33 protein-coding genes and 1 pseudogene are annotated in these 25,391 nt (G+C 72.0%); 19 read left to right on the top strand and 15 right to left on the bottom strand.

Annotation, left to right across the window (positions count from 1 at the left end):
* Nucleotides 1–21 precede the first annotated feature (21 nt).
* On the bottom strand, nt 22–558 hold the full coding sequence (locus tag BGK67_RS03520) for an NUDIX hydrolase family protein (protein ID WP_069918509.1): 537 nt from the start codon (nt 556–558) through the stop codon (nt 22–24).
* Nucleotides 559–741: 183 nt separating this feature from the next.
* Here BGK67_RS03520 and BGK67_RS03515 point away from each other — a divergent pair, with 183 nt between their 5' ends.
* The 4 genes from BGK67_RS03515 (at nt 742) to BGK67_RS03500 (ending at nt 2,933) form a co-directional block, all read left to right on the top strand.
* Nucleotides 742–1,356 (top strand): HD domain-containing protein, encoded by a 615-nt coding sequence (locus BGK67_RS03515; protein ID WP_069918508.1) that lies wholly within the window; start codon nt 742–744, stop codon nt 1,354–1,356.
* A gap of 229 nt (nt 1,357–1,585) precedes the next feature.
* The gene (locus BGK67_RS03510; protein ID WP_069918507.1) at nt 1,586–1,747 is read left to right on the top strand and encodes a hydrophobic protein; all 162 of its coding nucleotides are present in this window, start codon (nt 1,586–1,588) and stop codon (nt 1,745–1,747) included.
* Between the two features lie 273 nt (nt 1,748–2,020).
* Complete coding sequence (locus tag BGK67_RS03505) at nt 2,021–2,374, top strand: PRC-barrel domain-containing protein (protein ID WP_069918506.1); 354 nt, start codon at nt 2,021–2,023, stop codon at nt 2,372–2,374.
* A 247-nt stretch (nt 2,375–2,621) separates the two neighbouring features.
* Nucleotides 2,622–2,933, top strand: coding sequence for a DUF6332 family protein (locus BGK67_RS03500; protein ID WP_069918505.1), 312 nt, complete (start codon nt 2,622–2,624; stop codon nt 2,931–2,933).
* Nucleotides 2,934–3,283: 350 nt separating this feature from the next.
* Here the strand turns inward: BGK67_RS03500 and BGK67_RS03495 are convergent, their stop codons facing one another.
* Nucleotides 3,284–3,457 carry a CsbD family protein gene (locus tag BGK67_RS03495; protein ID WP_069918504.1) on the bottom strand — a complete coding sequence of 58 codons (174 nt, stop codon included), beginning with the start codon at nt 3,455–3,457 and terminating at the stop codon, nt 3,284–3,286.
* A gap of 148 nt (nt 3,458–3,605) precedes the next feature.
* Here BGK67_RS03495 and BGK67_RS39855 point away from each other — a divergent pair, with 148 nt between their 5' ends.
* On the top strand, nt 3,606–3,818 hold the full coding sequence (locus BGK67_RS39855) for an I78 family peptidase inhibitor (RefSeq protein WP_069923598.1): 213 nt from the start codon (nt 3,606–3,608) through the stop codon (nt 3,816–3,818).
* 55 nt (nt 3,819–3,873) lie between these two features.
* Here BGK67_RS39855 and BGK67_RS03485 read toward each other — a convergent pair whose 3' ends face one another.
* Nucleotides 3,874–4,098 (bottom strand): early set domain-containing protein, encoded by a 225-nt coding sequence (locus BGK67_RS03485; RefSeq protein ID WP_069918503.1) that lies wholly within the window; start codon nt 4,096–4,098, stop codon nt 3,874–3,876.
* 388 nt (nt 4,099–4,486) lie between these two features.
* Between BGK67_RS03485 and BGK67_RS37330 the strand changes: the two genes are divergently transcribed.
* The gene (locus BGK67_RS37330; protein WP_244291130.1) at nt 4,487–4,837 is read left to right on the top strand and encodes an STAS domain-containing protein; all 351 of its coding nucleotides are present in this window, start codon (nt 4,487–4,489) and stop codon (nt 4,835–4,837) included.
* A gap of 54 nt (nt 4,838–4,891) precedes the next feature.
* Here the strand turns inward: BGK67_RS37330 and BGK67_RS03475 are convergent, their stop codons facing one another.
* From BGK67_RS03475 to BGK67_RS03465, 3 genes are all read right to left on the bottom strand, one after another.
* Nucleotides 4,892–5,341 (bottom strand): DUF732 domain-containing protein, encoded by a 450-nt coding sequence (locus BGK67_RS03475; RefSeq protein WP_069918501.1) that lies wholly within the window; start codon nt 5,339–5,341, stop codon nt 4,892–4,894.
* A gap of 146 nt (nt 5,342–5,487) precedes the next feature.
* Entirely contained in the window at nt 5,488–6,207 is a 720-nt protein-coding gene (locus tag BGK67_RS03470) for an MBL fold metallo-hydrolase (RefSeq protein WP_069918500.1), read from the bottom strand.
* A gap of 88 nt (nt 6,208–6,295) precedes the next feature.
* A complete protein-coding gene (locus BGK67_RS03465; protein ID WP_069918499.1) occupies nt 6,296–6,577 on the bottom strand; it encodes a hypothetical protein in 282 nt (93 codons plus the stop codon).
* A 94-nt stretch (nt 6,578–6,671) separates the two neighbouring features.
* On the opposite strand from BGK67_RS03465, the gene BGK67_RS03460 reads away from it, so the two are divergent.
* From BGK67_RS03460 to BGK67_RS03450, 3 genes are read left to right on the top strand one after another with little or no spacing between them, the layout of a single operon-like run.
* Nucleotides 6,672–6,896: a DUF6247 family protein gene (locus BGK67_RS03460; RefSeq protein ID WP_069918498.1), complete on the top strand. Its 225-nt coding sequence runs from the start codon at nt 6,672–6,674 to the stop codon at nt 6,894–6,896.
* Between the two features lies 1 nt (nt 6,897).
* A complete protein-coding gene (locus BGK67_RS39850) occupies nt 6,898–7,380 on the top strand; it encodes a hypothetical protein (RefSeq protein WP_069918497.1) in 483 nt (160 codons plus the stop codon).
* An 11-nt stretch (nt 7,381–7,391) separates the two neighbouring features.
* Entirely contained in the window at nt 7,392–7,859 is a 468-nt protein-coding gene (locus BGK67_RS03450; protein ID WP_244291129.1) for a hypothetical protein, read from the top strand.
* Nucleotides 7,860–7,911: 52 nt separating this feature from the next.
* Here BGK67_RS03450 and BGK67_RS38695 read toward each other — a convergent pair whose 3' ends face one another.
* Nucleotides 7,912–8,085: a hypothetical protein gene (locus tag BGK67_RS38695; protein ID WP_167739540.1), complete on the bottom strand. Its 174-nt coding sequence runs from the start codon at nt 8,083–8,085 to the stop codon at nt 7,912–7,914.
* Nucleotides 8,086–8,204: 119 nt separating this feature from the next.
* On the bottom strand, nt 8,205–9,338 hold the full coding sequence (locus BGK67_RS03445) for a serine hydrolase domain-containing protein (protein ID WP_069918496.1): 1,134 nt from the start codon (nt 9,336–9,338) through the stop codon (nt 8,205–8,207).
* 165 nt (nt 9,339–9,503) lie between these two features.
* On the opposite strand from BGK67_RS03445, the gene BGK67_RS03440 reads away from it, so the two are divergent.
* Entirely contained in the window at nt 9,504–9,947 is a 444-nt protein-coding gene (locus BGK67_RS03440; protein WP_069918495.1) for a hypothetical protein, read from the top strand.
* A gap of 26 nt (nt 9,948–9,973) precedes the next feature.
* Here BGK67_RS03440 and BGK67_RS03435 read toward each other — a convergent pair whose 3' ends face one another.
* Nucleotides 9,974–10,195: a DUF6479 family protein gene (locus BGK67_RS03435; protein ID WP_069918494.1), complete on the bottom strand. Its 222-nt coding sequence runs from the start codon at nt 10,193–10,195 to the stop codon at nt 9,974–9,976.
* Between the two features lie 220 nt (nt 10,196–10,415).
* On the opposite strand from BGK67_RS03435, the gene BGK67_RS03430 reads away from it, so the two are divergent.
* Nucleotides 10,416–10,889 carry a hemerythrin domain-containing protein gene (locus tag BGK67_RS03430; protein WP_069923596.1) on the top strand — a complete coding sequence of 158 codons (474 nt, stop codon included), beginning with the start codon at nt 10,416–10,418 and terminating at the stop codon, nt 10,887–10,889.
* A 51-nt stretch (nt 10,890–10,940) separates the two neighbouring features.
* Here the strand turns inward: BGK67_RS03430 and BGK67_RS03425 are convergent, their stop codons facing one another.
* From BGK67_RS03425 to BGK67_RS03405, 5 genes are all read right to left on the bottom strand, one after another.
* Nucleotides 10,941–12,092 (bottom strand): FUSC family protein, encoded by a 1,152-nt coding sequence (locus tag BGK67_RS03425; protein ID WP_107488759.1) that lies wholly within the window; start codon nt 12,090–12,092, stop codon nt 10,941–10,943.
* Nucleotides 12,093–12,238: 146 nt separating this feature from the next.
* Entirely contained in the window at nt 12,239–12,967 is a 729-nt protein-coding gene (locus BGK67_RS03420; RefSeq protein WP_069918492.1) for a VOC family protein, read from the bottom strand.
* Nucleotides 12,968–13,063: 96 nt separating this feature from the next.
* Nucleotides 13,064–13,423, bottom strand: a complete 360-nt coding sequence (locus tag BGK67_RS03415; protein WP_069918491.1) for a hypothetical protein — start codon at nt 13,421–13,423, stop codon at nt 13,064–13,066.
* A 282-nt stretch (nt 13,424–13,705) separates the two neighbouring features.
* Nucleotides 13,706–15,295: a phytoene desaturase family protein gene (locus BGK67_RS03410; protein WP_069918490.1), complete on the bottom strand. Its 1,590-nt coding sequence runs from the start codon at nt 15,293–15,295 to the stop codon at nt 13,706–13,708.
* Nucleotides 15,288–15,740, bottom strand: a complete 453-nt coding sequence (locus BGK67_RS03405) for an SRPBCC family protein (protein WP_069918489.1) — start codon at nt 15,738–15,740, stop codon at nt 15,288–15,290. Before BGK67_RS03405 ends, BGK67_RS03410 begins: the two co-directional genes overlap by 8 nt.
* Before the next feature lie 322 nt (nt 15,741–16,062).
* Between BGK67_RS03405 and BGK67_RS03400 the strand changes: the two genes are divergently transcribed.
* The 4 genes and pseudogenes from BGK67_RS03400 to BGK67_RS03390 all read left to right on the top strand — a co-directional run bounded on the left by BGK67_RS03400 (nt 16,063) and on the right by BGK67_RS03390 (nt 17,892).
* Nucleotides 16,063–16,542: an MSMEG_6728 family protein gene (locus BGK67_RS03400; protein WP_069918488.1), complete on the top strand. Its 480-nt coding sequence runs from the start codon at nt 16,063–16,065 to the stop codon at nt 16,540–16,542.
* A gap of 98 nt (nt 16,543–16,640) precedes the next feature.
* A pseudogene (locus tag BGK67_RS39845) lies at nt 16,641–16,831 on the top strand (DNA topoisomerase IB); the annotation flags it as partial.
* Between the two features lie 143 nt (nt 16,832–16,974).
* Nucleotides 16,975–17,523, top strand: coding sequence for a cysteine hydrolase family protein (locus BGK67_RS03395; protein WP_069918487.1), 549 nt, complete (start codon nt 16,975–16,977; stop codon nt 17,521–17,523).
* A gap of 144 nt (nt 17,524–17,667) precedes the next feature.
* Nucleotides 17,668–17,892: a DUF6480 family protein gene (locus tag BGK67_RS03390; protein ID WP_069918486.1), complete on the top strand. Its 225-nt coding sequence runs from the start codon at nt 17,668–17,670 to the stop codon at nt 17,890–17,892.
* A gap of 113 nt (nt 17,893–18,005) precedes the next feature.
* Here the strand turns inward: BGK67_RS03390 and BGK67_RS03385 are convergent, their stop codons facing one another.
* Nucleotides 18,006–19,229 carry a spore photoproduct lyase family protein gene (locus BGK67_RS03385; protein WP_069918485.1) on the bottom strand — a complete coding sequence of 408 codons (1,224 nt, stop codon included), beginning with the start codon at nt 19,227–19,229 and terminating at the stop codon, nt 18,006–18,008.
* Nucleotides 19,230–19,532: 303 nt separating this feature from the next.
* On the opposite strand from BGK67_RS03385, the gene BGK67_RS03380 reads away from it, so the two are divergent.
* The 4 genes from BGK67_RS03380 to BGK67_RS03365 all read left to right on the top strand — a co-directional run bounded on the left by BGK67_RS03380 (nt 19,533) and on the right by BGK67_RS03365 (nt 25,386).
* A complete protein-coding gene (locus tag BGK67_RS03380; protein ID WP_069918484.1) occupies nt 19,533–21,314 on the top strand; it encodes an N-acetylglutaminylglutamine amidotransferase in 1,782 nt (593 codons plus the stop codon).
* A gap of 68 nt (nt 21,315–21,382) precedes the next feature.
* A complete protein-coding gene (locus BGK67_RS03375; RefSeq protein WP_069918483.1) occupies nt 21,383–23,617 on the top strand; it encodes a prolyl oligopeptidase family serine peptidase in 2,235 nt (744 codons plus the stop codon).
* A 153-nt stretch (nt 23,618–23,770) separates the two neighbouring features.
* The gene (locus BGK67_RS03370) at nt 23,771–24,130 is read left to right on the top strand and encodes a hypothetical protein (RefSeq protein ID WP_069918482.1); all 360 of its coding nucleotides are present in this window, start codon (nt 23,771–23,773) and stop codon (nt 24,128–24,130) included.
* Between the two features lie 161 nt (nt 24,131–24,291).
* Nucleotides 24,292–25,386 (top strand): glycosyltransferase family protein, encoded by a 1,095-nt coding sequence (locus BGK67_RS03365; protein ID WP_244291127.1) that lies wholly within the window; start codon nt 24,292–24,294, stop codon nt 25,384–25,386.
* The last annotated feature ends 5 nt before the right edge of the window (nt 25,387–25,391 follow it).

Genomic DNA, 25,391 nt, shown 5'->3' with positions numbered 1-25,391 from the left:
GAGGAAGTGCCGACGGGGATCTCAGTACACGTACCCGGCGTGCGCGAGCGCCTGCTTGAGCAACACGCCGTGCCCGCCCGGCATTTCGCTCTGCACGGCCGGGGAGACCGCCTCCTGCGGACTGAACCAGACCAGGTCCAGAGCGTCCTGCCGGGGGCGGCAGTCGCCGGCCACCGGTACGAGGTAGGCGAGGGACACCGCGTGCTGGCGCGGGTCGTGGTAGGAGGTGACGCCCGCCGTGGGGAAGTACTCGGCAACCGTGAAGGGCTGCAGGGAGGCGGGGACGCGCGGCAGGGCCACGGCACCGAGATCCTTCTCCAGGTGGCGCAGCAGTGCGTCACGGACCCGCTCATGGTGCAGGACGCGCCCGGACACCAGGGTACGGCTGACCGTTCCGTCCGGACCGATGCGCAGCAGCAGGCCGATGCTGGTCACCTCGCCACTGTCATCCACGCGTACGGGGACGGCTTCGACGTACAGGATCGGCATGCGCGCCCTGGCCGTCTCCAGCTCGTCCTTGCTCAGCCAGCCGGGTGTGGTTTCGGTCGTGTCGGACATTGCTTGATCATACTTTCCGGGGGCGCCCGGCGACAGGACCCGCGCGCCGGTTCCCGTGCGGAGGTTCGTTCGGGCACCCGCTTGCGTGGAGAGCGGGGGCTCCGTTCGTGACCGATGTCCCCTGACGGGCACGGTGATCGAAATGAATCGAGGTGACCGAGAGAGGTCGGCATACTCGGCGCCATGACTCTCCACAAGCCGCTCGACGCGCTGACCGTACCCGACAGCGCCGCCTGCGCCGCCGCCCTCGAAGTCGCCACCGCCTACTGCACCCCGGCTCTGCTCAACCACTCGGTACGGTCCTACGTATGGGCCTCCGCGTACGCCGCGGACCGGGGCATCGAGCACGACGCGGAGCTGCTGTACGTGGCCGCGCTGCTCCACGACATCGGGCTGGCCCCGGAGTTCGACAGCCACACCGTCGCGTTCGACGAGGCCGGCGGGCACGTGGCCTGGGTGTTCGGCGCCGGGGCGGGGTGGCCGGTGGAGCGGCGGAAGCGGCTGTCCGACGTGATCGTGCGGCACATGTGGGACTCGGTGGACGTGCGGGAGGACCCGGAGGGCCACCTGCTGGAGCGGGCCACCGGTGTGGACATCTCGGGGCGGAACGCGGACGACTTCACCGCCGGATTCCGGGCGGAGGTCCTGGCCCGGTACCCGCGCGAGGGCCTCGCGGACGAGTTCCTGGCCTGCTTCCGCGACCAGGCCGCCCGCAAGCCGCAGAGCTCTCCGGCGGCAGCCGTGCGGGGCGGTCTCGCAGAACGCATCCTGGCGACCCCGCACCCCCTGGAACGCTGACCGTCCCCCGACGCCTTCCAGGCCGACTTCCTCGGGTGCGAGCCGGGCCCGCGGTGCGCGGCTCGTGCCGGAACGGCGGGCCCGGTACGGCCGCTCAGCCGTCTCAGACCGGCGGCGGCTCGATACGGTGGGCGGACTCGGCTTCCCAGCTGGGCGGATAAGAAACGGGTAAGAAGTCGTGCATGGTCTGGAATCGCAGGGGCATTCGGTTCCTCGGAGGTTGATAACTATGGTTCCCCTGCTTCTCGTTCTTCTGCTCGCTCTGATTCTGTTCGGTGCCGGTTTCGCGGTGAAGATCCTTTGGTGGGTCGCCATCGCGGTGCTGGTGATTTGGCTGATCGGTTTCGTCGCCCGCCCGAAGGGCAGCAGCGGCCGTTGGTACCGCTGGTAGGCAGATAGCGGCTGATCTGCGGTGATGTGGCGTGTGGCCCGCCCTCCTTCGAGGGGGCGGGCCACACGCATGTCTCCGACCCAAAACTGGCCATGACGGTGGCCGCCCCAACCGGCTCTTTGGGTATGAAGCACCACCCGCGGAGGAAATTTCGGGTCCAGGTGCGTGAGACCGATTCGGCGGGGCAGGCGGCCTTTCGGCAAGGTTGCTCATCCCAGTCTTTTGAGGGTCGAGCGGCCGCTGGGTTTTCAGCTTTAAGGGAGTGGTTTTCGTATGTCTGAGAACGTGTGGGGTTACGGCGAGACGTCCGGCCATCTGGCCGGCGCCGATCTGACGGGCTACAAGGTCGAGGCGACGGACGGCTCCATCGGCAAGGTCGACAAGCACTCCGACGAGGTCGGTTCCGCGTACATCGTGGTCGACACCGGTCCGTGGATCTTCGGCAAGGAAGTCCTCCTTCCCGCGGGCACGGTGAGCCGGATCGACGCGGACGACCAGAAGATCTATGTCGGCCGGACGAAGGAGCAGATCAAGAACGCTCCGGAGTTCGACAAGGACAGGCACCTCGGCGACGCGGACTACCACCGTCAGGTGGGCGGCTACTACGACGGCCCGCACCGCCTCTGACACGCCGGCACGGGCAAGGCCCCGGGGCGGGGGCGGCAACCGCACGGTTGCCGCCCCCGCCCTCTGCCATGCCCACGCCGCGACCGCGTCACCGCGCGCCGGCGCCTGCGGCACAGGCCGGGGTTGGTTGCCCGGGGGACGCAGTGGTTGCTGCCGAGACCGGTCAAGGGCGGTGCCGCGGCCCGAGCGCCGGGCCAAACCGACTGGTGGCGTGGACTGCCAGCCCGCCCAGTGCGATTCTTCAACCATGACGACGACACGCCGAACCCAGGCAGAACGAGACGAGATCACTGTCGAGATCGGCTATGCGCTGCTGAGCGCCTGCTTTCTCGGCGCCGTCGTGTTCGCGACGATCGCCGGACCGGTCGCTGTCTGGGACTTTGCTCCCGCGGTCGAGAAGTCCCTGCTGGTTGCCGGGGCTTGGGTTGGCGGAGTGCTCGCGGTGATCCGGGTCGTCCATGTCCTCTGGCGATACGGACAGCGCAACCAGCACCTCGCCGACCCATGCGAAGGGCAGCACCGAGCGGCCAGCCGGGTGGGATGTCCAAGGTGCGGGTGATCGTCAGGCGAGCGCAGCCGGGGCGGTTGTTGCGTGTCGTAGGGTGATCGGCGCAACCCCACGCAGTACCGCACGACGTTTGGCACCAGAGGACGGGACCCATCACGATGAAGCAGCGCATCGCGCACATTTCATCACCGTGCAGATCCGGGTCGTGACGAGGGCGGGTTCGGGGCATCCGCATCGCAGGACGGCGCCCGGGCCGGGAGCTCATGCTCCCGGCCCGGGCGCCGTGTCGTGTTCCCGCCGCTTCCGCTGCGGGGCTGCTCTGCGGTTCGGGACGCGGCTGGGCCCCGACCCGGAGGGAGGGGTCGGGGCCCAGCCGGTATGAAGGGGCGGTGGCCGCCGGGTCAGTGGCGGAAGGCGTCCTTGACGTCTTCCTTGGCGTGACGCGTCTTGCCCTTGGCCTGGTCGGCCTGGCCCTTGGCGGTCATGCGCTCGTTGCCCGTGGCCCGGCCGACGGTCTCCTCGACCTTGCCCTTGGCCTGCTCGGCGTGTGCCTTGCTCTTCTCCGTGCCCGACATGGGGACCTCCTCGTGTAGTACCGGATTGGTCGTGACCGCTCTTCTGCTCACGATCGCCGCCCGCAAACCCCCCGCCCTGCGGTCGAGGGGCCGGGGTCGGGGAGGCGGGGCAGTTTTGCCGTGCATCGGTGGGGGGCAGGCGACCACCGTGACTACCGACTCCGCTTCCCCTGCCACCCCTGACGATCCGACTCGCTACGTGGGCCTCGGCGCCGACGAAGCCGAACGCCGCGCGCGAGGGCGCGGCTGGACGACGGTGCGTACGGTCCCGCCCGGAACGATCCTGACCATGGAGTACCGCGAAGGCAGGCTGAACTTCGAAGTCGAGGACGGGACGGTGAGGCGCGCCTGGACCGGATGACGGCATGCGTTCGGCTGCCGCCGAGCGGGGAGGGCCGAACCGGCAGACGGGTGGGTCAGGGCTGGCGGCGGCCGCGGGCGCCGTCGTGGTGGCCGGGGCGTTCGTCGTCGAACCAGTAGTCACCGGCGGCGAGGTAGCGGAAGGAGCGCCTGCTGTCGGTGGGGAGGGAGACACTGGCCGGGCGGGCGCCGTCGCTCCGTGGCTTGTGGGGGCGGGCCGCGGGGTTTCCGTGGATGAAGTCCCCGACGACGCCTGCTTTGAGCCGCTCACGTTCCAGCACGCAGATCTCCAGCCGTTGAAGAGACAGGGAACGAGCGCCCGCATCCTCGCGCGCTCGGCGGCGGGCGGCCGTACTGGTACGGGGCCGCATGCCGTGCGCGGGGCACCCAACCGGATCATCGCCCGCGGACCGTGCCGGGGAGCTGCAGCCGGGGCGCCCGGGGCGGGGCCCGGCCGGGGTGGCTTCTTCGACCGGCCGCGCCCCGCGTGCGGGACCTCTCGTCGCCCCCCACCGTGACACGCACGGGGCGGGACCGCGCGCCGAGGGGACGGAACATTGCGCCGTGCGGGTGACACCGTCGCGGCCCGCCTCGGCGGGATGGACGTCGGCCCGGATGTGGACGAAGCTGGTGGCGCACTGCGGCCCCACGAGGAGCGGGGAGGCGGACATGACCACGATCGAGCACGAAGTCCCTCTCGACCCCCCGGCGGCCGAGGGTCTCGAGATCGGCGTGGCCCCCGCCCCCTCCGGGATGGTCGACGTGTGTGTGAGCGGCGAGATCGACTTCCACAACGCCGCCGCCCTGCGTGACGTCCTCCTGATCGCCCTCACTTCCCACCGAGGGACCCTTCGCCTCGATCTGGCGGCGGTCACCTTCTGCGACTGCGCCGGCCTCAACGCACTCCTGGCCGCCCGTGCCGCCGCTCTGCGGGCAGGCCGCGGCTTGCACATCACCGCGGCCGGCCGCCCCGTCGAACGGCTCCTGGACCTGACCGACACGCGGTCCCTGTTCGCCTGACCGGACCGGACCGGTCAGGCGAGCAGAGCGCTCGTCTGCTCGCCGTGTGACCAGTCAGTAGGTGGGGCAGAGGTTGGTCTGTACGGCAGCGAGGATGAAGGCGGCTTTGGTGGGGCCGAAGCCGTCGGGCTGGTTGGGGCTGGTGAAACGGCGGTTCGTGGACTCGACGCGCTTGGTCGGGTCCTTCTCGTCCTTCATGGACTGGCACTGGTTCAGGCCGCGGCTGATGGCCCTGTCGTCATCGCCGCCCACGATCTCGGGGTCGATCCCGTTGAGGGCGGCGAGGTAGATCGTGCGCTGCGCGGGGGCGGGACTCGGCGGCAGGCCGGCGGCCGAAGGCGCGGCCTCGGGGTCGGCGGCGGGCGCGGAGGAGGGGGCGGACGGGGTGGGCTTGGGCTTGCCTTCGTCGCCCATGCCCGGGCGGTCCGCGTCTGCGTCGGAGCAGCCGGTGAGGGCGAGGAGCAAGGCGGCTGTGGCGATGGCGAGGGTGTGGTGTGGGCGCATCAGGACATGGTGGGCTCCCGTCGACCCGGGGTGGGGCGGCGTTGCAGTGCTGTGACATGACAGGTGAAAGCCGCAGGCGTTGGCGGGGCTTCGGGTTCCGGGCAGGCAGCAGACGGGGCCAGGGTGGTAGGGCCGGTCGTGAGCCGCTACACCCAGTCGCCCTCCGGGGTGGCTGCCCGGAGCGCCGCGCCCGCGTCCTTCAACAAGGGTTCGCCGTGCGGCACGCATATGGTCTCGGCGTCCAGTGCGGCCAGCCGCCGGAAGGACGTGATGGCTTGCTGCCTGTCCACGTTGAACGGACCGAGGATCGCCCGGCCTTCCGCGGTGGCGACGAGGTCGCCTGGGAACAGCACGTCGCTGGACGTGAGGTGGAGCGCGATGCTTCCGGGAGTGTGACCCGGAACGTGCAGGACGCGGACGGGCTCGGCCCAGCCGTCCAAGGTGTCGCCGTCGTGCAGCTCGATGTCCACCGGGACGTGTCGGGCGCAAGACACGCCCGCTTCGGCGAGTCCGGCCGTGACCTGCTCGAAGAGGGGACGCTCCGAAGCGGTGAACACCGGCTCGGGCTCGGGGGCGGTACCGCTGATGAACGGGGCGTCCAGCGCACCGGCCAGGACCCGGGCGCCGGTGGCGGCGACGAGATCCGCCGCCGAGCCCGTGTGGTCGACGTGGAAGTGGGTCAGGACGATCTGCCGCACGTCTCGGGGACGGCCGCCCACCTGAGCGAGCGCGTCCAGCACTGCTGGGGCGGATCCCGCTACACCGGTATCGACGAGGGCGTATCCGTCCGGCAGACGCACGATGTGTACGTGGCCGACGGGCATGGGCAACTGCCAGACGGCGGGGGTGATCTGGATGAGTTCCATGGCGTGACGCTAACCGGCGGCCGAGGAGCAGCCGGTCGTTTTGCGCTGCGGGTGGATTATGCGCACCGTGAACGGCGTCCCACGCACGTCACCGGGTGTTTGCCGGGCTGGGGAAGACGATCGGATACGAGACGGTCGGCGTGGGCACGGTGACGGGGGTGTCCCAGCCGGGCCACTTGATCGGATAGGTCGTCGACTGCGGGCCCGGCTGCTCCGCCGGCGTGGCGCCGCCCATCGGTTTGCTGCCCAGGACGAACATCGCCAGCACGAACATGACGAGCAGGCCGACCTGCTTGCCTGAACCGGCCGGGTTGCGCCAGTGCGCCCGGACGATCGATCCGTTGCGTAAGTGCTCCCGGATGGACGGCATTCGAGATCCCCTCCCCAGTCGGCTGTGCTCCCCGCACAGTCCCACCCATCAAAGCACCGGGGACTGACACCGCGGCACCCCGGCATGGCTTCGGGTGATCATTCCCGCCAGGATCGAGCCCCCCACGCGCAGTCGACTCGGCGCACCGCTGGAGGAGTCCCGGCAGACGTTCGACCTCACCGCGCCGCACGATGTGGTCCGTGAATGGCAGGGCCGGCTCGACACCGCGCCTGCCGTCGCCGCACTGATCGCCTCGGGGTTCGAGGACGCGGACAGTGTGGCCCTGGAGGACGTCATCGGAGCCCGCCCACCGCAGTGAGGTGGTCACCCGCCAACCGGGGCCGGGGTGCAGGCAGCTCGGCTCGGCCGCCTACCGGCCGATCTCCGGGGCCACCGAGCACACCTGCTCCGTCGACCCGGTCTACCGGCGCATGATCGTGCGCTACCACACCAGCGCCGGCAAGCGCATCGCCGGGTACCCCCTCTCCGCCTTCGAGACGCGCGGCTTCGGCTCGCCGCTGGTCGACTTCAAGCAGCCGACGATCCCCGGCACCGCACAGGGCTACACCCTCTGCGACTCCTACATGTACTTCGCGACCGGCGTGGAGGGCGACCGCCGCTCCAGCATCTCCTACAAGAACGTGCTGGTCCGAGCCAAGCCCCCCGGGCGGCCGCCCGCCGGTGCTGTGACGAGATGCGGTGGAGGTTTCGTGAAACGCCGGGTGCCGGTTCCGCGGGGGGCGGAGCGTAACGAGTACGGCCTGGACGAAACGGGTCGACCGCAACCGACCACCAGGAGATGAAGATGCGGCGGTTGAAGGATCGGTTACGCAAGCCCCAGCTGTTGGGCGTCGGCGTCATGGCACTGCTACTCGGTCTGGTCGCTTCCCCCACCGCCCAGGCCGCGCCGGTCGCGGCCCCCGCCGCCGAGGAGTGCACCGGCAGCTGGGACCGCATCACGTACTGGGCCAAGAACCCGGCGGGGCGCAACGGGGGCGGCTACGCGCGCACCTACTGGAACAACACGACCAAGAAGAACTGCGTGAAGTTCTGGTCCAGCCCCTACGACGGCCTCGCCTCACGCATCACCCTGGCGATCTTCGACGAGGGCGGCGACTACTCCATCGACCCGCCGAAGGAGCATCCGGAAAACTACCGCTACTACGCCGGACCGCTGTACACCTGGTTCAACTCGACGGGCCAGTGCATCAGGGTGAGCGGCTCACTGGTCCGGGGCGGAGTGACCTACCACCTCAACACCGGGCCGATCCGCTGCGGTTGATCCGCCTGTCACTCGGCGTCGAGGCGGCGCCACGGCCCGGCGTACGAGGGTGTTATGCCGCTCCTAGTGGGGCCTCCGCGTCAAGGGCCACGATGAGGAAGGCGTCCTTGTCGAGGTCCATCACGACGGTCGCACGCTGGCCCTGCTCCCGGCACCGGGCCGCGTACTCCTCTGCGGGCCAACTGCCGTAAGGGTCACCGGCGGGAAAGGAATTCAGCACCTTCATGGGGCGCACTGTCTCCACCTCCTGAACGACGGGCCGTACTGACCGCTCTGGTGCCCCGGTCGCCGGGTCCCATGCACCGCGACGCCCCGCCGGCCCTCCCCATTCCGTTGTGCGGCTTGTCAGGTGAGTGCGCGGACCACCGCCCCGAGGAGGCGCGTGTTCTCCGGGGCCGCGCCTCCGGGGAAGGCGTACCGGCGGCGGGTGTAGGCGTAGGCGAAGCCCTGCCGGGGGTCGGCGAGGGCGAGGGAGCCCGAGGCGCCGCTGTGGCCGAAGGCGCCGGCGCCGAGGACGGGGAAGTGGGCGCCGTAGCTCTGGAAGCCGAGGCCGAAGGCCTTGGGCATGCCGCCCACCAGGTCCGTGCCCTCGGAGTGGATCCGGGCGAACTCGGCGGCGGTGTCCGGCTTCAGGAGGGGTGCGCGGCCGTTCAGACCGAAGGCGGCGGCCGCGTACATGCCGGCCAGGCCGCGCGCCGACCCGAGACCGCCCGCCGACGCCTGGCCCCCGGCGCGCACGGCGCGGGAGTTGGGGAAGTCGTACAGCTCGCCGTTGCCGGGCGCGTGCTCGTTGAAGGCGATGCCGCCCAGGCTGTACGGGCTCGCCGCGGCAGCCTCGATCTCAGCCGCTTGTTCCGGCGTCGGCAGCATCGGCAGCGTGCTGAGGAACCGCGGCTCCTGCGACTGCGGCAGGCCCAGCCACAGGTCGAGGCCGTACGGGGCGCGGATCCGTTCCTCGTAACACTCCTGCAAGGTGCGCCCGGTGGCCCGGAACACCACCTCGCCGACCAGCGCTCCGATCACGAAGGCGTGGTAGCCGAAGAACCGTCCCGGCTGCCAGAACGGACGCTGACCGGCCAGGCGGGCCGCTATCGCCCGGTCGTCGGCCAGCTCCTCCGCGGTGAAGCCGGCATCCAGGCCGATCACCCCGGCCCGGTGGGCGAGCAGCTCGCGCAGGGTCACCCCGCCCTTGCCCTCCGCGGCGAAGTCCGGCCAGTAGGAGGCGACGGTCCGGTCCAAGTCCAGGAAGCCGTCCTGGACCAGGAGTGCGGTCACCAGGTACGCCGCGCCCTTCGTGGACGAGAAGACACCGAGCAGCGACTCCCCGCCCACCCCCTCCGACCACAGGTCCACCACCCGCTCGCCGCCCTGATGCACCACCAGCTGTGCGCCCGGTGCGTGCTCCTCGTCGGTGAGGAAGGCGCTGAACTCCTCCCGGACCCCCTCGAATCCGGCGGCCACTGTGCCGTGGACTCCCATGACCCCTCCTCGATTGCCGCATTGATCTTTCGGTTCCGGCAACCGGTCGGGTCAGGCCGCTATTCCCCGGCATCCCGTCCCGTGCGGTGGGCGACTCGGAGCCGGATTACGCCGCTCGGCCCAATCGGCCGCCCGGCCACCCGTTTTTCGGGCAGACCATCATCCATGGACAGCAATCGCGAGATGGACCCGGCCCACCAGGTGCCGGACGGGGTGGACGAGAAGACGGTGCGCGCTCTGGGCGCGCTTTCGAAGGCGCTGGAGACCACCGAGCGGGCCCGTGGCCACCTCTACGGATTCCATCAGCTGACCGGGACCGCGGACTTCGAGCTCGGAGACGCGGTCCGGCTCCTGCGCGAGGCGGGCCTGGAGGAGCAGGCCGCGCGGATCGAGCATGACCTCGTCGGCCGCAACGTGATCCCGGGCCACTGGACGTTCCAGATCATCGAGGCGTACAACTCCACGTACTACCGGCCCTTCGCCGCAGTGGAGCGCGACATCGTGGACAAGGTGGCCGGTGGGCGCGACCACCTCCTGGAGGCCCGCCTGAAGACGATCCGCCGCACCCCCCACCACCCGGACCACAGCGCGACACCCCCCTCCGCCTGAACGAAGTGGTCTGCGGAGAGGGGGCTTCAGTCGACCTGGCCCTGGGTGCGCTCCTCCGGGGTCTGCCAGGAGTCCTCGCGGCGCTGCGCGACAGGGTTCTGCCCGGCCGGGGGTGCCTCCGCCTCCCGGCGCCTGCGCCGGCTCCCGTACCAGAACGCACCGATCAGAAGGGCCACCAGGACCACTCCGGCGAAGATGAGGAAGAGCGAGGCCTGGCCTTCGGCCGCGAGTGTTTCGAAAGCAGTCATGCACGGCCTCTACCCGCGATAGCACGCGCATACCGACGCCCAAACGCGTTTACGGCGACTGGTGCCCGCGCGCGGAGGGGCGCCCCAGCGGACGGCGTAGGCGCGTCGCCCATCCGGGCCAAACCCTCGTAGCGGACGAGCTACAGGGCCGTGCGCGGGGTACACGGGCGTGGGGCGGCCGGACCGCGCCGCCCGCTACTGCGAAGCCCAGGAGGCGTCGGTGGACGGAATCGTCCTGCTCAAGGAAGACCACAAGACGGTCGAGAAGCTGTTCAAGCAGTTCGAGAAGGCCGCCGACGACGCTCACGCGGAGAAGCGGAAGATCGCGGACCAGGTGATCGAGGAGCTGACCACGCACACCTGGATCGAGGAGAAGATCTTCTACCCGGCGGCCCGGGAGGCGGCACCCGACACCAAGGACCACGTCCTCGAGAGCATCGAGGAGCACCACGTCGTGCTGTGGATGCTCTCCGAGCTCAAGGACCTCGACGCGGCCGACGAACGGTTCGACGCCAAGATGAGCGTGCTGATGGAGAACGTGCGCCACCACGTCGAGGAGGAGGAGAAGGAGTGGTTCCCCGACGTCCGCAAGGCCATGGGCCGAAACCGCCTCACGGCACTCGGCGAGCAGATGGAGGCGGCGAAGAAGAAGGCGCCGGGCGAGCCCCTCGCCGTCCCGAGCGCCAAGCACTGACCGCGGGCCCGGCCGGCTCCTTCCTGCGGGCGTACCGCGCCCCGACGCTGCTCAGGTCCTCGCGAGACTTTCGCGGCCCGACCGGAGATCGACCAGGAGGCGGCCGGCGTCCGTGATGAGGGTGCCCTGCAAGGCGTGTACGTCAGGCGAGGCGTCCGGGGCGGACCGTTCCTGCTGTTGCACGCGGTCGAGTTCGGCCGCAACCTCGTCGATCTGTGGAACGACGACGTCCCGATCCGTGGGAGACGCCCGGCCGATCTCCTCCATCGCGGTGGCCACCGCACGCAGGACGGCGCTGAAGCGGGGACGGAAAGTGCCGGGGAGATTCCAGAGTTCCCCGCTCTCGAGGGCGTAGTCCAGGGTCCGGGTCATGGAGCGCAGGTGGTCCATGCTGCGTTCGGCGACGGTGATCGCTTCCCGAGCACGGGGGAGGGCCTCGCCGGCGCCGCTGATGGTTCGGCGCGGGTTCATGCGGCCGTTCTCGATCTCGATCTCGATGCTGTGGCGGATGCGCTCGCACTCGGCGGACAGGCTGCGCCAGTCGCGGCGCCACTGGCGCAGGTGATCCCGGTCGGGATCGCTCGCTTCGAGGGTGTCGGCGAGGTCGTCCAGGCGCCGGGCGATGGTGCCGTAGAGGTCGGTGACGGCTTGCTGCCGGTGGTTGGTGTGCCGGGCGGGAGCGAGGACGAAGTGGGCGGCGAGGCCGCAGAGCGCCCCGATGCCCACGGACGCGACCAGATCGCCGATGTAGCCGATCTGTCCCTGGCCGGAGGAGAACGCGAAGAAGGCGACGATGGCGACCTGGACGCCCTGATGCCCGAAGCGCCGGATCCTGCCGACGCAGAGGGCGATGAGGGTGAGGAGCCCGAACGTCCAGCCGTGGATGCCGACGACGGCCGCCAGGGTCGCGGCCAGGGTGGCTCCGGCGGACACGGCGCCCACGTACTGGAGGCAGTCGCGGACCGAGCGGTACACGGTCGCCTGAAGTGCCACCAGCGCCGTGAACGGCGCGAACGTCGAAACGGCGGGCGGCAGCAGGTACCGCGCCAGTACCCAGGCCGTCATCGCGGCGACCACGGTCTTGGCGACGAGCAGTACCTCGTCCCGCTCGCTCCCGGCTCCGCGCGCGGCGCGGCGCAGATAGCCGGCCCGCTCCGCGGCCGCCGACCGGACCCTCCGTGCCGCATCCATCCATGTGCGCAAGATCGACCACCTCCGAGGCGCGCCTGCCCCGCCGACCCGCGCTCCACGCTAGGACCCACGTCACAAGGGCCCGACGGGCCGCGCAGCGGGGCTCGGGGCGGGGCACGGCTCTGCCCTGCGCTCCGGGACAGCCCGCGGGGCCGGGTTCAGCCGCGTGGTGCGAGCACGGTGAACAGGGCGCCCTCCGGGTCGCGGACGGTGACCCACCGGCCGGTGTCCGAGGTCTCCACCGGGGAGACGATGCTCCCTCCCGCGGCGGTGGCCGACTCGATGGCGGCTTCCAGGTCGGGCACCCGGAAGTGGACGTGCCACCGCGGACGGACATGGGGATCGGGATCCTCGCCCACTGCTCCGCCACTGATCCGTGCCACCGTGTCGTTGCCGTGGCGCAGGACGACGTGATCCTGTTCGTAAGCCACCACGCAGGACTTGGGGGGCTCGCCGGCCCAGTCGAGGACCTCCCCGTAGAAGATGGCCGCGGCGAAGGCGTCGCGCGTACGGAGCTCCAGCCAAGCCGGCGCGGTGCCGCGGCCCACCCTCCAGTCCTCGAGGATCTGGCCCTGCCAGAGCCCGAAGACCGCCCCGGCGGGGTCGGCGGCGAGGACGGCGCGGCCCATACCGAAGGACAGCGGGCCGACGGCGACGGTGGCGCCGCGCTCGCGGATGCGGGCGGCGGTCACGTCGGCGTCCTCGACCGCGAAATACGGTGTCCATGCCGCGGGCAGCGAGAAGTTCTCGGCGAGAGCGCCGAAACCCGCGACCGGGGCGCCGTCGCGAAAGGCGAAAGAGAACCGCTCGCCGAGACGGGTCCGTCGGAACGTCCAGCCCAGCACGGCACCGTAGAACCGCTGGGCGGACTCGAGATCCCCGGTCATCAGGCTCACCCAGCAGGGCGCGCCGATGACCTCATGGCTTGACGTGGACACAGCTGCGGTCGCCTCGTTTTGCTGCTCACCTCGTATGGGACCTTCCTACCGTAGCCCGGTCGGGGGGTGAAGGCCGGGAGGTGGCGCGCCCCCTTCGGCGTCCAGAGCCGCCAAGCCGTCCGTCCAGCGGGCGTGGCGTTCCGCGTCGGTCTGCTCCCACCAAGGGGTGCCGCGTTCGCCGAGAGCCACCTTCGCCGTCTGCACGCGACTCCTGGCCTCGTGCTCGGCGTCCTCGTCGTGCGCGCGCAGGGCGGCGCCGACGGCTCGCCGGGCGGCCATCAGGTGAGCACGCAGGCGCGCGGCGGCGTCGGCGGGCAGGTCCGGGTCGGTGGCACGCCAGCGCCTGCCGTCGATGAGGACGTAGTGTCCGTCCGCGGTGTGTTCCGGCGGAGGGTTCCGAGTCATCGGGAGTGCGCCCGTGGAGGTTCGCGATCCCTCCCGGCGCCCCCACGCGCCGGCCTGCCTGACAGCATGGCTCGCCTCCTGACAGCGGGGGAAACGGGGCGGTACCCATCTTGGGCTCGAGAGCCGCGGGTCGCACTCCGGCGGGGCGTCGCCCCGACAGGCGGGACAGGGGAATACCGGGGTCCTGGTCGGGGACGTCGTGGCCCAGCCGCGCAGGCTCCGCCGCGATGACCGCGAGTGCGGGGGCGGTGACTGCGCGGCGACCGCCGCCGGGCGCGCTCGTCAGACGCGTTGGGCGCGGTGGAGGAGGGTGTGCAGTCCGTGGGGCCGCAGGGCGGCGCGGGCGGCGTTCGCCCCCGGCGCGCCGTGGACGCCGCCGCCTGGGTGGGCGGCCGCGGAGGCGAGGTAGAGGTGTTTGACGGGCGTCTCGGGCCTGCCGGTGCCGGGGACGGGTCGGAAGATCGCCTGCTGGTGGAGGGCAGTCGTGCCGTTGTTGATGGCTCCGTTGTGGAGGTTCTCGTTCATGGCCTGGAGGGTGGTGGGGGCGAGGATCCGGCGGGCTCGGACGAGGTTGCGGAAGCCGGGTGCGAACCGTTCCACCTGCGCCTCGATCCGGTCGGCCATCGCCTCCTGTTCGCGGGCGTCCCAGCGGCCGGTGATGCGGTCGGGTCCGGCGTCGGAGACGATGCGCTGCGGGAGATGGGTGTAGGCCCACGCCGACTCCGTCCCGGCCGGTGAGCGGGTGGGGTCCGCGGTGGTCATCTGGCCGAAGAGGGCGAACGGCTCCGCGGGCACCTGTCCCATGGCGATCTGCGCGGCGAACCGGGTCAGGCCGTCCATGCCGTCGGCGACGTGCACCGTTCCGGCCCCCGACGCCTGCGGCGCCGTCCACGGCACCGGGCCGGACAGTGCCCAGTCGACCTTGAAGGTGGCGAAGTCCCACTGGAAGCTCTCCAGGTCCCGCAGGAGGCGGTTCGGCAGGTGTTCCTCACCGACGAGGTCCCGGTACAGGGCGGGGGCCGAGGTGTCGGCCAGGACGGCCCGCCGTGCGCTGACGCTCTCCCCGCCCGCGGTCCGCACCCCGACGGCCGTGCCACCGCGTACGACCACGGACTCGACGCGTTCCCCGCAGCGCAGGACGCCTCCGCGGCGCTGGAGACGGCTCACGAGCGCCGCGGTCAGCGCGCCGGCGCCGCCGGTCGGGACGGGGAAGCCGTGGCTCTGTCCTAGCATCGACATCAGCCAGCCGAATCCGCCGCTGCCCGCGGCCTCGGGGGCCAGATCGGCGTGCAGGGCGTTGCCGGCCAGGAGCAGCCGCCCGCCCTCGCCCCGGAACTCCTCCTCGCCCAGGCGCCGCACCGGCAGGGCGAGTTTCCGGGCGATCCGCAGACCCCCGGAGGCGCGGAGTTTCGCGGCCACCCGGAGACCGGAGCGGACCGGGGGGAAGGGCGTGAACAGGGCCTGGACGAGGTCCGGCCCCACCCGGGCCCACGTCCGGTACATGCCGTGCCAGGCGTCGGCGTCCGCAGCCGCGAACTCGGCCAGGCCGGCGCAGGTGTCCTGCACGCGCCGCTCCAGCACGGCGCACCGGCCGTCCGCCAGGGGATGGGCCAGTACGGAGGGGGCATGGCTCCACCGCAGGCCGTCGGCGGCGAGGTCGAGGCCCGCGATGACCGGAGAGGCGGCGGCGAGCGGGTAGAAGGCGCTGAAGACGTCCGACACGTAGTCCGGGTGCGCCCCGCGGTCGCTTCGTACGGCTCCGCCGGGCTCCTCCTGCGCCTCCAGGACCTCCACGCTCCAGCCGGCGTCGGCCAGCAGGTTCGCGGCCACCAGGCCATTGGGACCGGCGCCGACGACCACCGCGTCAGGCACGGAGCACCTCGTCGGGCTGCTGTTCCACGACTTTGGCCAAGCGGGCCAGCATCCCGCGGTGCCGCAGTTGGAGGGCCGCCTCGCTCACGGGGTTGTGCAGGGCCCCTCCCAGGCCGCGCAGGGGGTGCTCGTCGCAGATGACGAGGGTCTCCTCGCCCCACGGCCGGAGCTGGAGGAAGATCCTCGCCGTGCCCAGCGCCTTGAACGCCGCCTCCAGCTCCAGCTCCCTGCCGGACTCCTGGTGGCGCACGGTCGTCACCCCTTCGGTCGACCAAGGGCCCACCCTCACCGTGTAGCGGAGCCGGGAGCCGACCCGGGGCCACGTGTCGTCGAGCGGCGCGGACTCGGACGGGCCCACCACCCACTCCCCGTACAGGCTCGGATCGGCAAGCACCGCCCACACGCTACGAGGGGGACGCCGGATGAGCTGATGGCGGACGGCCACGGGGACTCCTTCTGCTACCGGCACGGATGTGCTCGAACGGACGGCTCGCGCGGGGGCTGGTTCCCCGGGGGTGACGGAAGCCCTTCGTCGACGGTGTGGTGCAAGGGTCATGGTGCGCCTACCCCGATCACGCCGCACCTCACGCGATGCGGGGCGTGCGCCCTCGTCGCCGGGCAGCCGGCGCCGTTCTCCGACCCGCCGCGGGGGAGGATTCGGCCCGGCGAGAGGCCTGCCTCGCGGGCATCTGGCAGGCTCGCACCGTGCCCGCAGCTGGGATCACGGCGCTCGGGTGCGTTGCACCGCCGCCTCGGAGGGAGACCCTGTGCAGACGTTCCTGCCGTTCCCGTCGTTCGACGCCTCGGCAGCCGTGCTGGACGTGCGAAGGCTCGGCAAGCAGCGGGTCGAGGCCGTGCAGGTGCTGCGAGGCCTCGTCGTTCCCGGCTACGGATGGCGCAGGCACCCGGCGGTGCGGATGTGGGCGGGGTACGAGGAGGCCCTCGTCCGCTACGGGTTGGACATCTGCGGGGTGTGGACCGCCGAGGGGCGCGCCGATACCTGTGCCGTCACCCTGGTCCGGGACTTCGGGGCGTGGCGGCCGGGGGGAGCCCCGCGGACGCAGGAGCAGCTGGCGGCGGACGGGGACCTGCCGCCGTGGCTGGGCTCACCCGACTTCCACCGCAGCCACCAGTCCGCGCTGGTGCGCAAGGACCCGACTTTCTACCGGGAGCGCTTCCCGGGTGTGCCGGACGACCTGCCGTACGTATGGCCCCGGTCCGACCGGGAGACCGACGGGGCGTCGTGAGTCCGGGAAGACGCCGGTGTGCCGTACGCGTGCCCATGGGGCGGGGGAGTGCGTAGGGAGTCGGCGAGCGGCAGACCCGGTCGCTCGAAGACCGCCGGTACCTGGGCAATACGCCGGCCGTGTGCCGTGCGTCCTACATCAACCCCCGCGTGGTCGAGCTCTTCGAGGAAGGGGTCACGATCCGGCCCGTACTCGACGCGCTGGGTGCGAGGCCGCGAAGGGGGACCCGGCGACGCACGGCGCCGTGGAGGACGCCGTACGCGGCCTCCTCCTCGGGGGCCGCCCCTGAGCACCGCCGACCGACCTTCGCCGACGGACCGACCGACCGGCCGCCCCGCCCACGTGCTCGGTGTGAGGGAGACTGGATAAAGCAAACCAATCGGACAACCGGCCCGGGCTCGCGGGGCCGCCGACGACGGAGGCAGTGGCTCGATGCCTCATACAGCGCTCATCGTCATCGACATGCTCAACACCTACGCGCACGAGGACGCCGAGGCCCTGGTCCCGTCCGTCCGTGAGGCGCTCCCCGGGGTGACGACCTTGTTGAAGCGCGCACGGGCCAGCGGCTCGCCCGTCATCTACGTGAACGACAACTTCGGGGAGTGGCGCTCGCACCACGGGGAGATCCTTCGGGCAGCGCTCGACGGGCACCACCGCGACCTGGTGGAGCCGGTCGCACCGGACGAGAACTCGCTCTTCGTCGTCAAGGCGCGGCACTCGATCTTCTTCGAAACCCCGCTGGCCTACTTGCTGGGCCAACTCGGGCCCGAGCGCCTCGTCCTGTGCGGGCAGGTGACCGAACAGTGCGTGATGTACTCGGCTCTGGATGCCCACATCCGCCACTTCGACGTCGTCGTACCGGCTGACGCGGTCGCCCACATCGATGCCGAGCTGGCCGGAGCGGCCCTGCGGATGATGCGCTGCAACATGTCCGCGGACCTCTGCGCGGTGGACGACGTCGCCTTCGACGCCCCCGGCTGACCTGTCTCACCGAGCCGGGGAGGAGGAGAGCGCCCCGGTGGCACGGTCGGCGAGGAGTGCGCCGCCGGGCGGCGGGTAGGCGCCGGACAGCCCCGGCCGACCCGCCGACAGGGCGGGTCCGGCCTTCGCGGCGAGGAGGCAGACATGTCCGCACCCGTTCCCGACCCAGGCCCTCAGAACACGCCCCCGCCGCACGGCGGCGTTCCGCCGGGCGAGACCCCGCCCGGGGAGTCGAGCACCGGCACCGGCGCGGGCCCCTACCGCCCCCTCACGCGCGGCTGGGGGAAGGGCCCGCTCGTGGTGATCTGCCTGGTCGCCGTGATGTGTGCGCTCTTCTTCCTTGCCTACGCCGTCATGCTGAACCTCTGACCGGGGCCGCCCCGGAAGCCGGCCCTCAGAGCATCGGCGGCGGACCCGGGCTTCCACGGGCAGCGGCCGCCGCCGCGGATCACAGCCCGCGGCAGGTCAGGGCGGCGGGGCCGTCAGAAGGCGTAGCGGACCCGCAGCCAGGGAGCGTACGACGCCACCATGCGGCGGACCGTCTCGACGGCTTCGGCCTTGTCGCGGTTGCGGTAGCGAACGTTCCAGCTGCCGTTCTCGGAGCGTTTGGCCTGCTGGAGATCGGGACGCCACAGCATGTCCTCGGCCCGTGGGTGCCAGGCGAGGTTCAGCTCGTGGAGGTCCCTGTTGTGCGTCAGCATGATGACCTCGGCCGCGGCCTGATCCTTCACGGCACGGGGCAGGACGTCGTCCATATGGCGCAGCAAGGCCGTCCAGTCCTGTTCCCAGCCGGGCCGGATGACCACGGGGGAGAGGTTGAAGTGCACCTCGTAGCCCGCCTCCAGGAAGTCCGCGGCGGCCGCGATGCGCTGCTCCACCGGGCTGGTCCGGATGTCCAGCAGCCGTGAGTCCTGCGGCGGCATCACCGAGAAGCGCACCCGGGTGCGGCCGCGCGGGTCGAGCAGCAGCAGGTCGGGGTTGACGAACTTCGTGGCGAAGGAGGCCTTGGCCGTGGGCCAGCGCGCGAACGCCTGCACCAGGTCCGCCGTGTTCTCGCTGATCAGGGCGTCCACCGAGCAGTCGTTGTTCTCACCGATGTCGTAGACCCAGGCGGTCGGATCGCACTGGTTCGGCTCCGGCTTGCGCCCTTGCCGCGCGATGTGCCGGCCGAGGTGGGCGATGATCTGCTCGATGTTGGTGAAGACGGTGATCGGATTCGCGTAGCCCTTGCGGCGCGGGACGTAGCAGTAGGCGCACGCCATCGCGCAGCCGTTCGCCACGCCGGGGGCGATCCAGTCGGCGGACCTTCCGTTGGGTCGCGTGGCGAGCGTCTTCTTCTCGCCCAGGACGAGCACCTCGCTCTTGATGCGGACCCAGCGTTCGAGGTTGCCCTCGTTGCCGTGGAGTTCCGGGATGCGCCAGTGCGATTCCACGTCGATGACCCGGGCGTCGGGGAAGCGCGCGAGGATCTGCCGTCCGCGGGGCGACGCCGCGGCCGCGGGCTCGGCGTGGATCTCCCGTACGGACAGGAGCCTGCGAGCGGCGGGGGAGTCGCGGAAGGAGGGCCCCACGAGCGGTCCGGATCGCGCCGAGCCCGCACGGGCGGGACCCGTTCGCAGGTCCTCCAACCCGAACAGTGCACCGGCGTCGTCAGCGGAGGGCTCCGGGGGAGACCGGCGGGCCCCGGCGGGCGGGGGCTGGTCCATGGCGCACTCCGAGATCTCGAGCCCGACCGCGTTCCGTCTCGACGGGGCGCTCGGGTCGGCGGGTGGAAGGGACTTTCCACTCTAGGCGGATGCCGCGCCGGGGCGGCGAGAGGGAGCGACCGCTTAAGGGGCGTTCGGACGGGCAGGCGCCTCCTATGTCGATCGCCCGTCCGGGCCGGCCCGCTCCCCGTGGGTCGAAGGGGTACAGGAGTCAGTGATGACGTACATGGCGAGGTGCTCAACGGAAAGTGCGGTTCCGTGGGGGTGCCGCCCCCGGCGTGCCGTGGACCTGGGAGGTGCCCCGTGTGCGGGTTGAGCGGGGAGATGCGTTTCGACGGTAGACGGCCGGACCTCGCCGCAGTCGAACGCATGACCGACACGTTGGAGCCGCGGGGGCCGGACGGCCGAGGGGCGTGGTCGCAGGGCTCGGTGGCGCTGGGGCACCGGCGCCTCAAGATCATCGATCTTTCGGAGGGCGGCGCCCAGCCCATGACCGACCCGCAGCTGGGCCTCACCGCGGTCTTCAACGGCTGCATCTACAACTACCGGGAGTTGCGCAAGCGCCTGGAGGGGCTCGGCCACAGCTTCTTCTCCCGCTCCGACACCGAAGTCGTCGTCAAGGCGTACGCCGAGTGGGGCTGGAAGTGCGTCGAGTCCCTCATCGGCATGTTCGCCTTCACCGTGGTCGAGCACCACACCGGCCGTGTCGTGCTCGGCCGTGACCGCTTGGGCATCAAGCCCCTGTACGTCACCCACGACGGCTGCCGGCTGCGCTTCGCCTCCTCCCTGCCCGCCCTGCTGGCGGGCGGGGGAGTCGACACGTCCCTCGACCCGGCGGCGCTGCACCAGTACCTGAGCTGGCACGGCACGGTCCCGGCTCCGCGCACCGTACTGGCCGGCGTACGGAAGATCCCGCCCGCCACCGTCCGCGTCGTGGAGCGGGACGGCACGTACCGTGACCACTGCTATTGGCAGCCGACGTACACCCGGCACTCCGAACTCGGCGAGGACCCGGCCCTCTGGCAGGAGGCCGTCCACGACGCGCTGCGCACGGCGGTCCGGCGGCGCACGGTGGCGGACGTCCCCGTGGGCGTGCTGCTGTCCGGCGGGCTGGACTCCAGCCTGATCGTGGCGCTGCTCGCCGAGGCGGGGCAGGAGGAGCTCGCGACCTTCGCCATGGGCTTCGAGGCGGAGAACGGGGAGGACGGGGACGAGTTCCCGTACTCGGACCTGATCGCGCGGCGGTTCTCGACCGACCACCATCAGTTCATGATCCCGTCCGACCGGCTTCCGTCGGCGCTGGAAGCCGCGATCGGCGCCATGAGCGAGCCGATGATCAGCCACGACGCCGTGGCGTTCCACCTGCTGTCGGAACAGGTCTCCAAGGAAGCCAAGGTCGTGCTCTGCGGACAGGGCGCCGACGAGGTGTTCGCCGGCTACCACTGGTACCCGGGCATCGCGGCGGCGGCCCGGCCGGACGCGGACGCGGCGTACGCCGACTCGTACTTCGACCGGACGCACGCCGACCTCACCGCCATGCTGCACCCCGCGTTCACCGCCGACCACGACACCTCGACGGAGTTCGTCCGGGCCCACATGGCCGCACCGGGGGCCGAGACCGCCCTCGACGCGGCCCTGCGCATGGACATCCACGCGCTCATGCCCGACGACCCGGTCAAGCGCGTCGACAACATGACGATGGCGTGGGGCCTGGAGGCGAGGGTGCCCTTCCTGGACCACGAGCTCGTCGAACTGGCCGCCGCCTGCCCTCCGCAGCTCAAGCTCGCGCAAGGTGGCAAGGCCGTGCTCAAGGACATCGGACGCAAGATCCTGCCGCCCGAGGTCGTCGACCGTCCGAAGGGCTACTTTCCGGTGCCCGCGGTCCGGCACATGGCCGGTCCCGTGCTCGCCCGCGTACGCGACGCCCTCATGGCACCGGAAGCGCGCCGACGCGGCATCTTCGACCAGCGCCTGCTCCACGAGCTGCTCGCGGCACCCAACCGCCACCGCACCAAACGCGGGGCGAACACCCTGTGGCAGGTCGCCTCGCTGGAGATCTGGCTGCAGTCGCACGGTATCCGCTGAGCGGTCCACACCCGGCAGACGAAGCCCTGGAAAGACGAAGCCCTGAAAGAGCCTGGGAGAGGCGGCCCATGCCCCTGGAGCACACGAGTCCCCTGAGGCACGCGCCCCAAACGCCCCGCGGGGCCGCCGACCCCCCAGGAGCCGGAGCGCCCCCGGCCGGGCCGGCACCCGCACCCGCCGCCCCTGCCCCGGCCCCCGCGCCGGTACGGATGCCCGGTCATCGCGCCGCCGACCCGCCGACCCTGCTGACCGCACACGGCTGCTGGTACCCGTCGGCCGATCCGACCGGGGAGCACGTGGCGTTCATCTGCGACCGGGCCGGGGTCCCCCAGCTGTGGAGCGGGCCCGCCCGGGGCGCCGAGGCGCACGTGCTGGACGCAGATCCCGACCCGGTGACCGAGGTCTCCTGGTCGCCGGACGGGCGGTGGATCGCCTACACCTCAGCGCCGGGAGGCGGCGAGCACACCCGGGTCCTGGTGGTGCGGCCCGACGGCACCGGACGCCGGGTCCTCGCGGGCGCGGAGCCGGAAAGCTCGGCCCACCTCGGGTGCTGGACGCACGACGGCACCGCCCTCGCCGTCACGGTCGCACAGCCCTCCCCAGCGGGCTCGGAGCACAGCGGACCGGGCCACCTGCCTCCGGACACGGACGCGGACGGGGCCTCGCCGGCCGGCAACGGGCCACCGGGCTCGGAGTGGCCGGGGCGCGACGGCCCCGCGACCCTGCTCGAAAAGGGGGCAGCGCAACGGGTGGCCCCGCAGAACTTGGCCCCGTCCGTAGGCGTCGCGAGCCTTCCGGTAGGGGGCGGTGCGCCGGTCGCCGACCTCGGGCCGGCCCGGAGCGGCGGGCTGGCCGCCTACCTGGTGGACCCCGACGGAGCCGCCGCCCCGGCCCTCCTGTTCAGCGAGGAGGGAGCGGCCTCCCTCCGGGTGTGCGACACGAGCGCCGACGGCCGCCTCGCGCTCGTCCGCCGCGGCCCGCGCGGCCGACGGGAGGCCCTCGTACTCGACACCGGCACGGGCCGCACCACTTTCGCGCTGCACGTCGCCGACGGGGACCCCTGGATCGGCCGGTTCTCCGCCGACGCGCGGACGCTCTGGCTGCGCAGCGACGCGGAGCGGGAGTTCGCGGCCCTCCTGCGGGTTCGGCTGGACGAGGAGGGGAGGCCCCGGGGTCTGTCCGTCGCCGCCGAACGGGAGGAGTCCGCCCTCGACCTGCTGAGCGTGCCCGACCACGGCCGGTGGGCCGTCCTCGCCTGGAACGCGCACGGCGCGACCGAACTGGAAAGCGTGGGTCTCGCCCCCGGCCGTACGGACGGCGAGATCGGGCCGCGAAACCGTCCGGTCCTGCCCCACGAGGTGGTGACCCGCATCGCGCCCGTGGAGCGCGGCGGACTGTTCGCCGCCCTGTCGGGATCCCGGCGCAGGCCCGGCATCTGGGAACTGGACGGAGGTCTCGTGCCCGCGCGCACCGGCTGGTCGGCGCGGGACGCGGACGCGGTCCCGCCGGGGCGGCCTCCCGTACGCCCAGTGCCCCTGCGCTGCGAGGCCCGCGACGGGCTCGTACTCGGCGGCTGGTACTACCGTGCGCCGGAGCAGGACCCGGGCCGGCCGGCTCCGTGCGTGATCCACCTCCACGGGGGGCCGGAGGAACAGGAACGGCCGGTGTTCAGCCCGCTGTACCACGAGCTCCTCGGCAGGGGGCTGGACGTGTTCGCCCCCGACGTCCGCGGCTCGTCCGGCTGGGGGCGCTCCTTCGTGGACGCCGACCTCGGCGCGGGCCGGTTCGCGGCGATCGACGACGTCGCCGACTGCGCCGCACACGTGGTCTCGCTCGGCTACGCGGACCCCCTGAGGCTCGGGGTGATGGGCCGCTCGTACGGCGGCTACCTCACCATGGCCTCCCTGGTCTGGCATCCGGCCCTCTTCCGCGCCGGGGTCGCGGTCTGCGGGATGTCGGACTTCGCCACGTTCTTCGCCGGTACGGAGCCGTGGATCGCGCAGTCCGCCGCCGCCAAGTACGGGCACCCCCACCATGACCGGGAGCTGCTGCGCGCGCTGTCCCCCATGAGCCGCATCGATCAGCTGCGCGCCCCCGTACTGGCCGTCCACGGGGAGCACGACACCAACGTGCCGCCCACGGAGTCCGAACAGTTCGTCCGCGCGGCACGCGACCGCGGTGTGCCGGCACGGCAGCTGACGCTGCGCAACGAGGGCCACGAATTCCTGCGCGCGGACAACAGGCGGCTCTACCGGCGCGCTGCCGCGGACTGGCTGGAACAGTTTCTCGGCCCGACCCCGTGACGAGGCCCGCCGCGAACGAACCGCGATGTGCCGCGGCCCGCTCGCCGCCGGATGCCCGGATGCCCGGATGCCCGGATGCCCGGATGCCCGGATGCCCGGATGCCCGGATGCCTGCGGCGGCGGCATCGGCGCGATGACCTCGACCATGGATCCATGGACCTCATCGAGCTTCGGGACGCGGACGCGGTCGACCGGTTCCTCACCCGGGACTGGGTCGTACTGCTGTTCGTCGACTCCGGCCGGGACCAGCAGCCGGACGCGGTTCTGGCGGCACTGTGCGCGCGGGCGCCGGTCGGCAAGGCCGCCCGGACGTACCCGTACGGAGGCGCCGCCGACAGGCGGGTACGCGCATTCCTGGCGCACCTGCCGCAGACGGACCGGGCGTGCCTGGTCCTCATGCAGGGCGCGGTCGTGCTCGACCTGCTGCGCAGCACGGATGTCGAAGCCCATGGGGCGAGGGGGGCCGCGGCTCGGTTCGCGGAGCGGTTCCTCACCCGCCTGGCGGACGGCTGACCCCTCGGCCCGTCCGGTCCAGCCCCATGCCGGGACGCCCTTCCGGCGGTCCGCGACCTCCTGCACCCGGGTGCGGGTCCGGATGGTGCTCCACACACTGGAGCGGGTCGGCAATGCCTGCCGTGGTCCGTCGCCGCCTCCCCTCGTCGAAGGAGTACACCGTGACTGATCGGCCGCCGCTGTCCGCCGCGCCCGCTCGAGAGATCCGGGTCGCCTCCGTACCCGCCGGCCACGTGTACGTCCGGCACTGCTCCGCGCCGGAGCCCGACGGCGTCCGGCGGTTGCGCGACCCCCGGCCCAACGGGGCGCCCAGCACGTCGCAACGCTGGTGGCCGCCGGTCATGCTCGACCCGGACTGGGTGAGCAGCCACCACGACGACTTCGACGTGTTCCACCTGCACTTCGGCTTCGACGCCCAGAGCCCGGCCCAACTCTCCCAGCTGGTGGAGACCCTCCGCCGGCACGGCAAACCGCTCGTGTACACGGTGCACGACCTCCGCAACCCCCATCAGCCGGACCCCGCCCCCCACGACGCCGCCCTCGACGTGGTCATCCCGGCGGCCGACCACCTGGTCACCCTGACCCCCGGCGCCGCCCAGAGCATCCGAAGCCGCTGGAACCGGACGGCAACCGTGCTGCCCCATCCGCACGTGGTCGAGCTGCCACGCCTCAGCCGCCCCCGGCCGCGCCGCGACCGGTTCCGGGTCGGAGTGCACGCCAAGAGTCTGCGGCCCAACATGGCCGTCCTCCCGGTCGTCCGGGTCCTGGCGGACACGGTGGCCGAGCTCCCGGACGCCGAACTCCAGATCGACATCCACCGGGAGGTGGCGGACCCGGCCTCCGCCGCCCACGCCCCGCACCTCCTGAAGGCGCTGGAGGAATTCGCGGACCAGGGCCGTCTCACGCTCAGCGTCCACGACTACTACGACGACGAACAGCTCTGGGACTACCTCGCCTCACTGGACCTGTCGGTGTTGCCCTACCGCTTCGGAACCCACTCCGGGTGGCTGGAGGCGTGCCACGACCTGGGCACCGCCGTCGCGGCCCCGGACTGCGGCTTCTACGCCCAGCAACGCCCCTGCCTGACCTACGGGCACACCCAGCGAGGCGGCCTCGACGAGGAATCGCTGCGCGAGGCGGTGCGGACCGCGTACGAGGAAAGGCCCGCGCCCCGGGCCTCCGCGCGGCAGCGTGCCCAGGAGCGCGACGCCCTCGCCGCCGCGCATCGCGCCCTGTACGCGAGCACGCTGCAATGAGCCGC

This window comes from Streptomyces subrutilus (assembly GCF_001746425.1).
Taxonomy (GTDB): Bacteria; Actinomycetota; Actinomycetes; order Streptomycetales; family Streptomycetaceae; genus Streptomyces; species Streptomyces subrutilus_A.
Note: the sequence above shows the minus strand (reverse complement) of the source record. Positions and strands in the feature narration are given on the sequence as shown.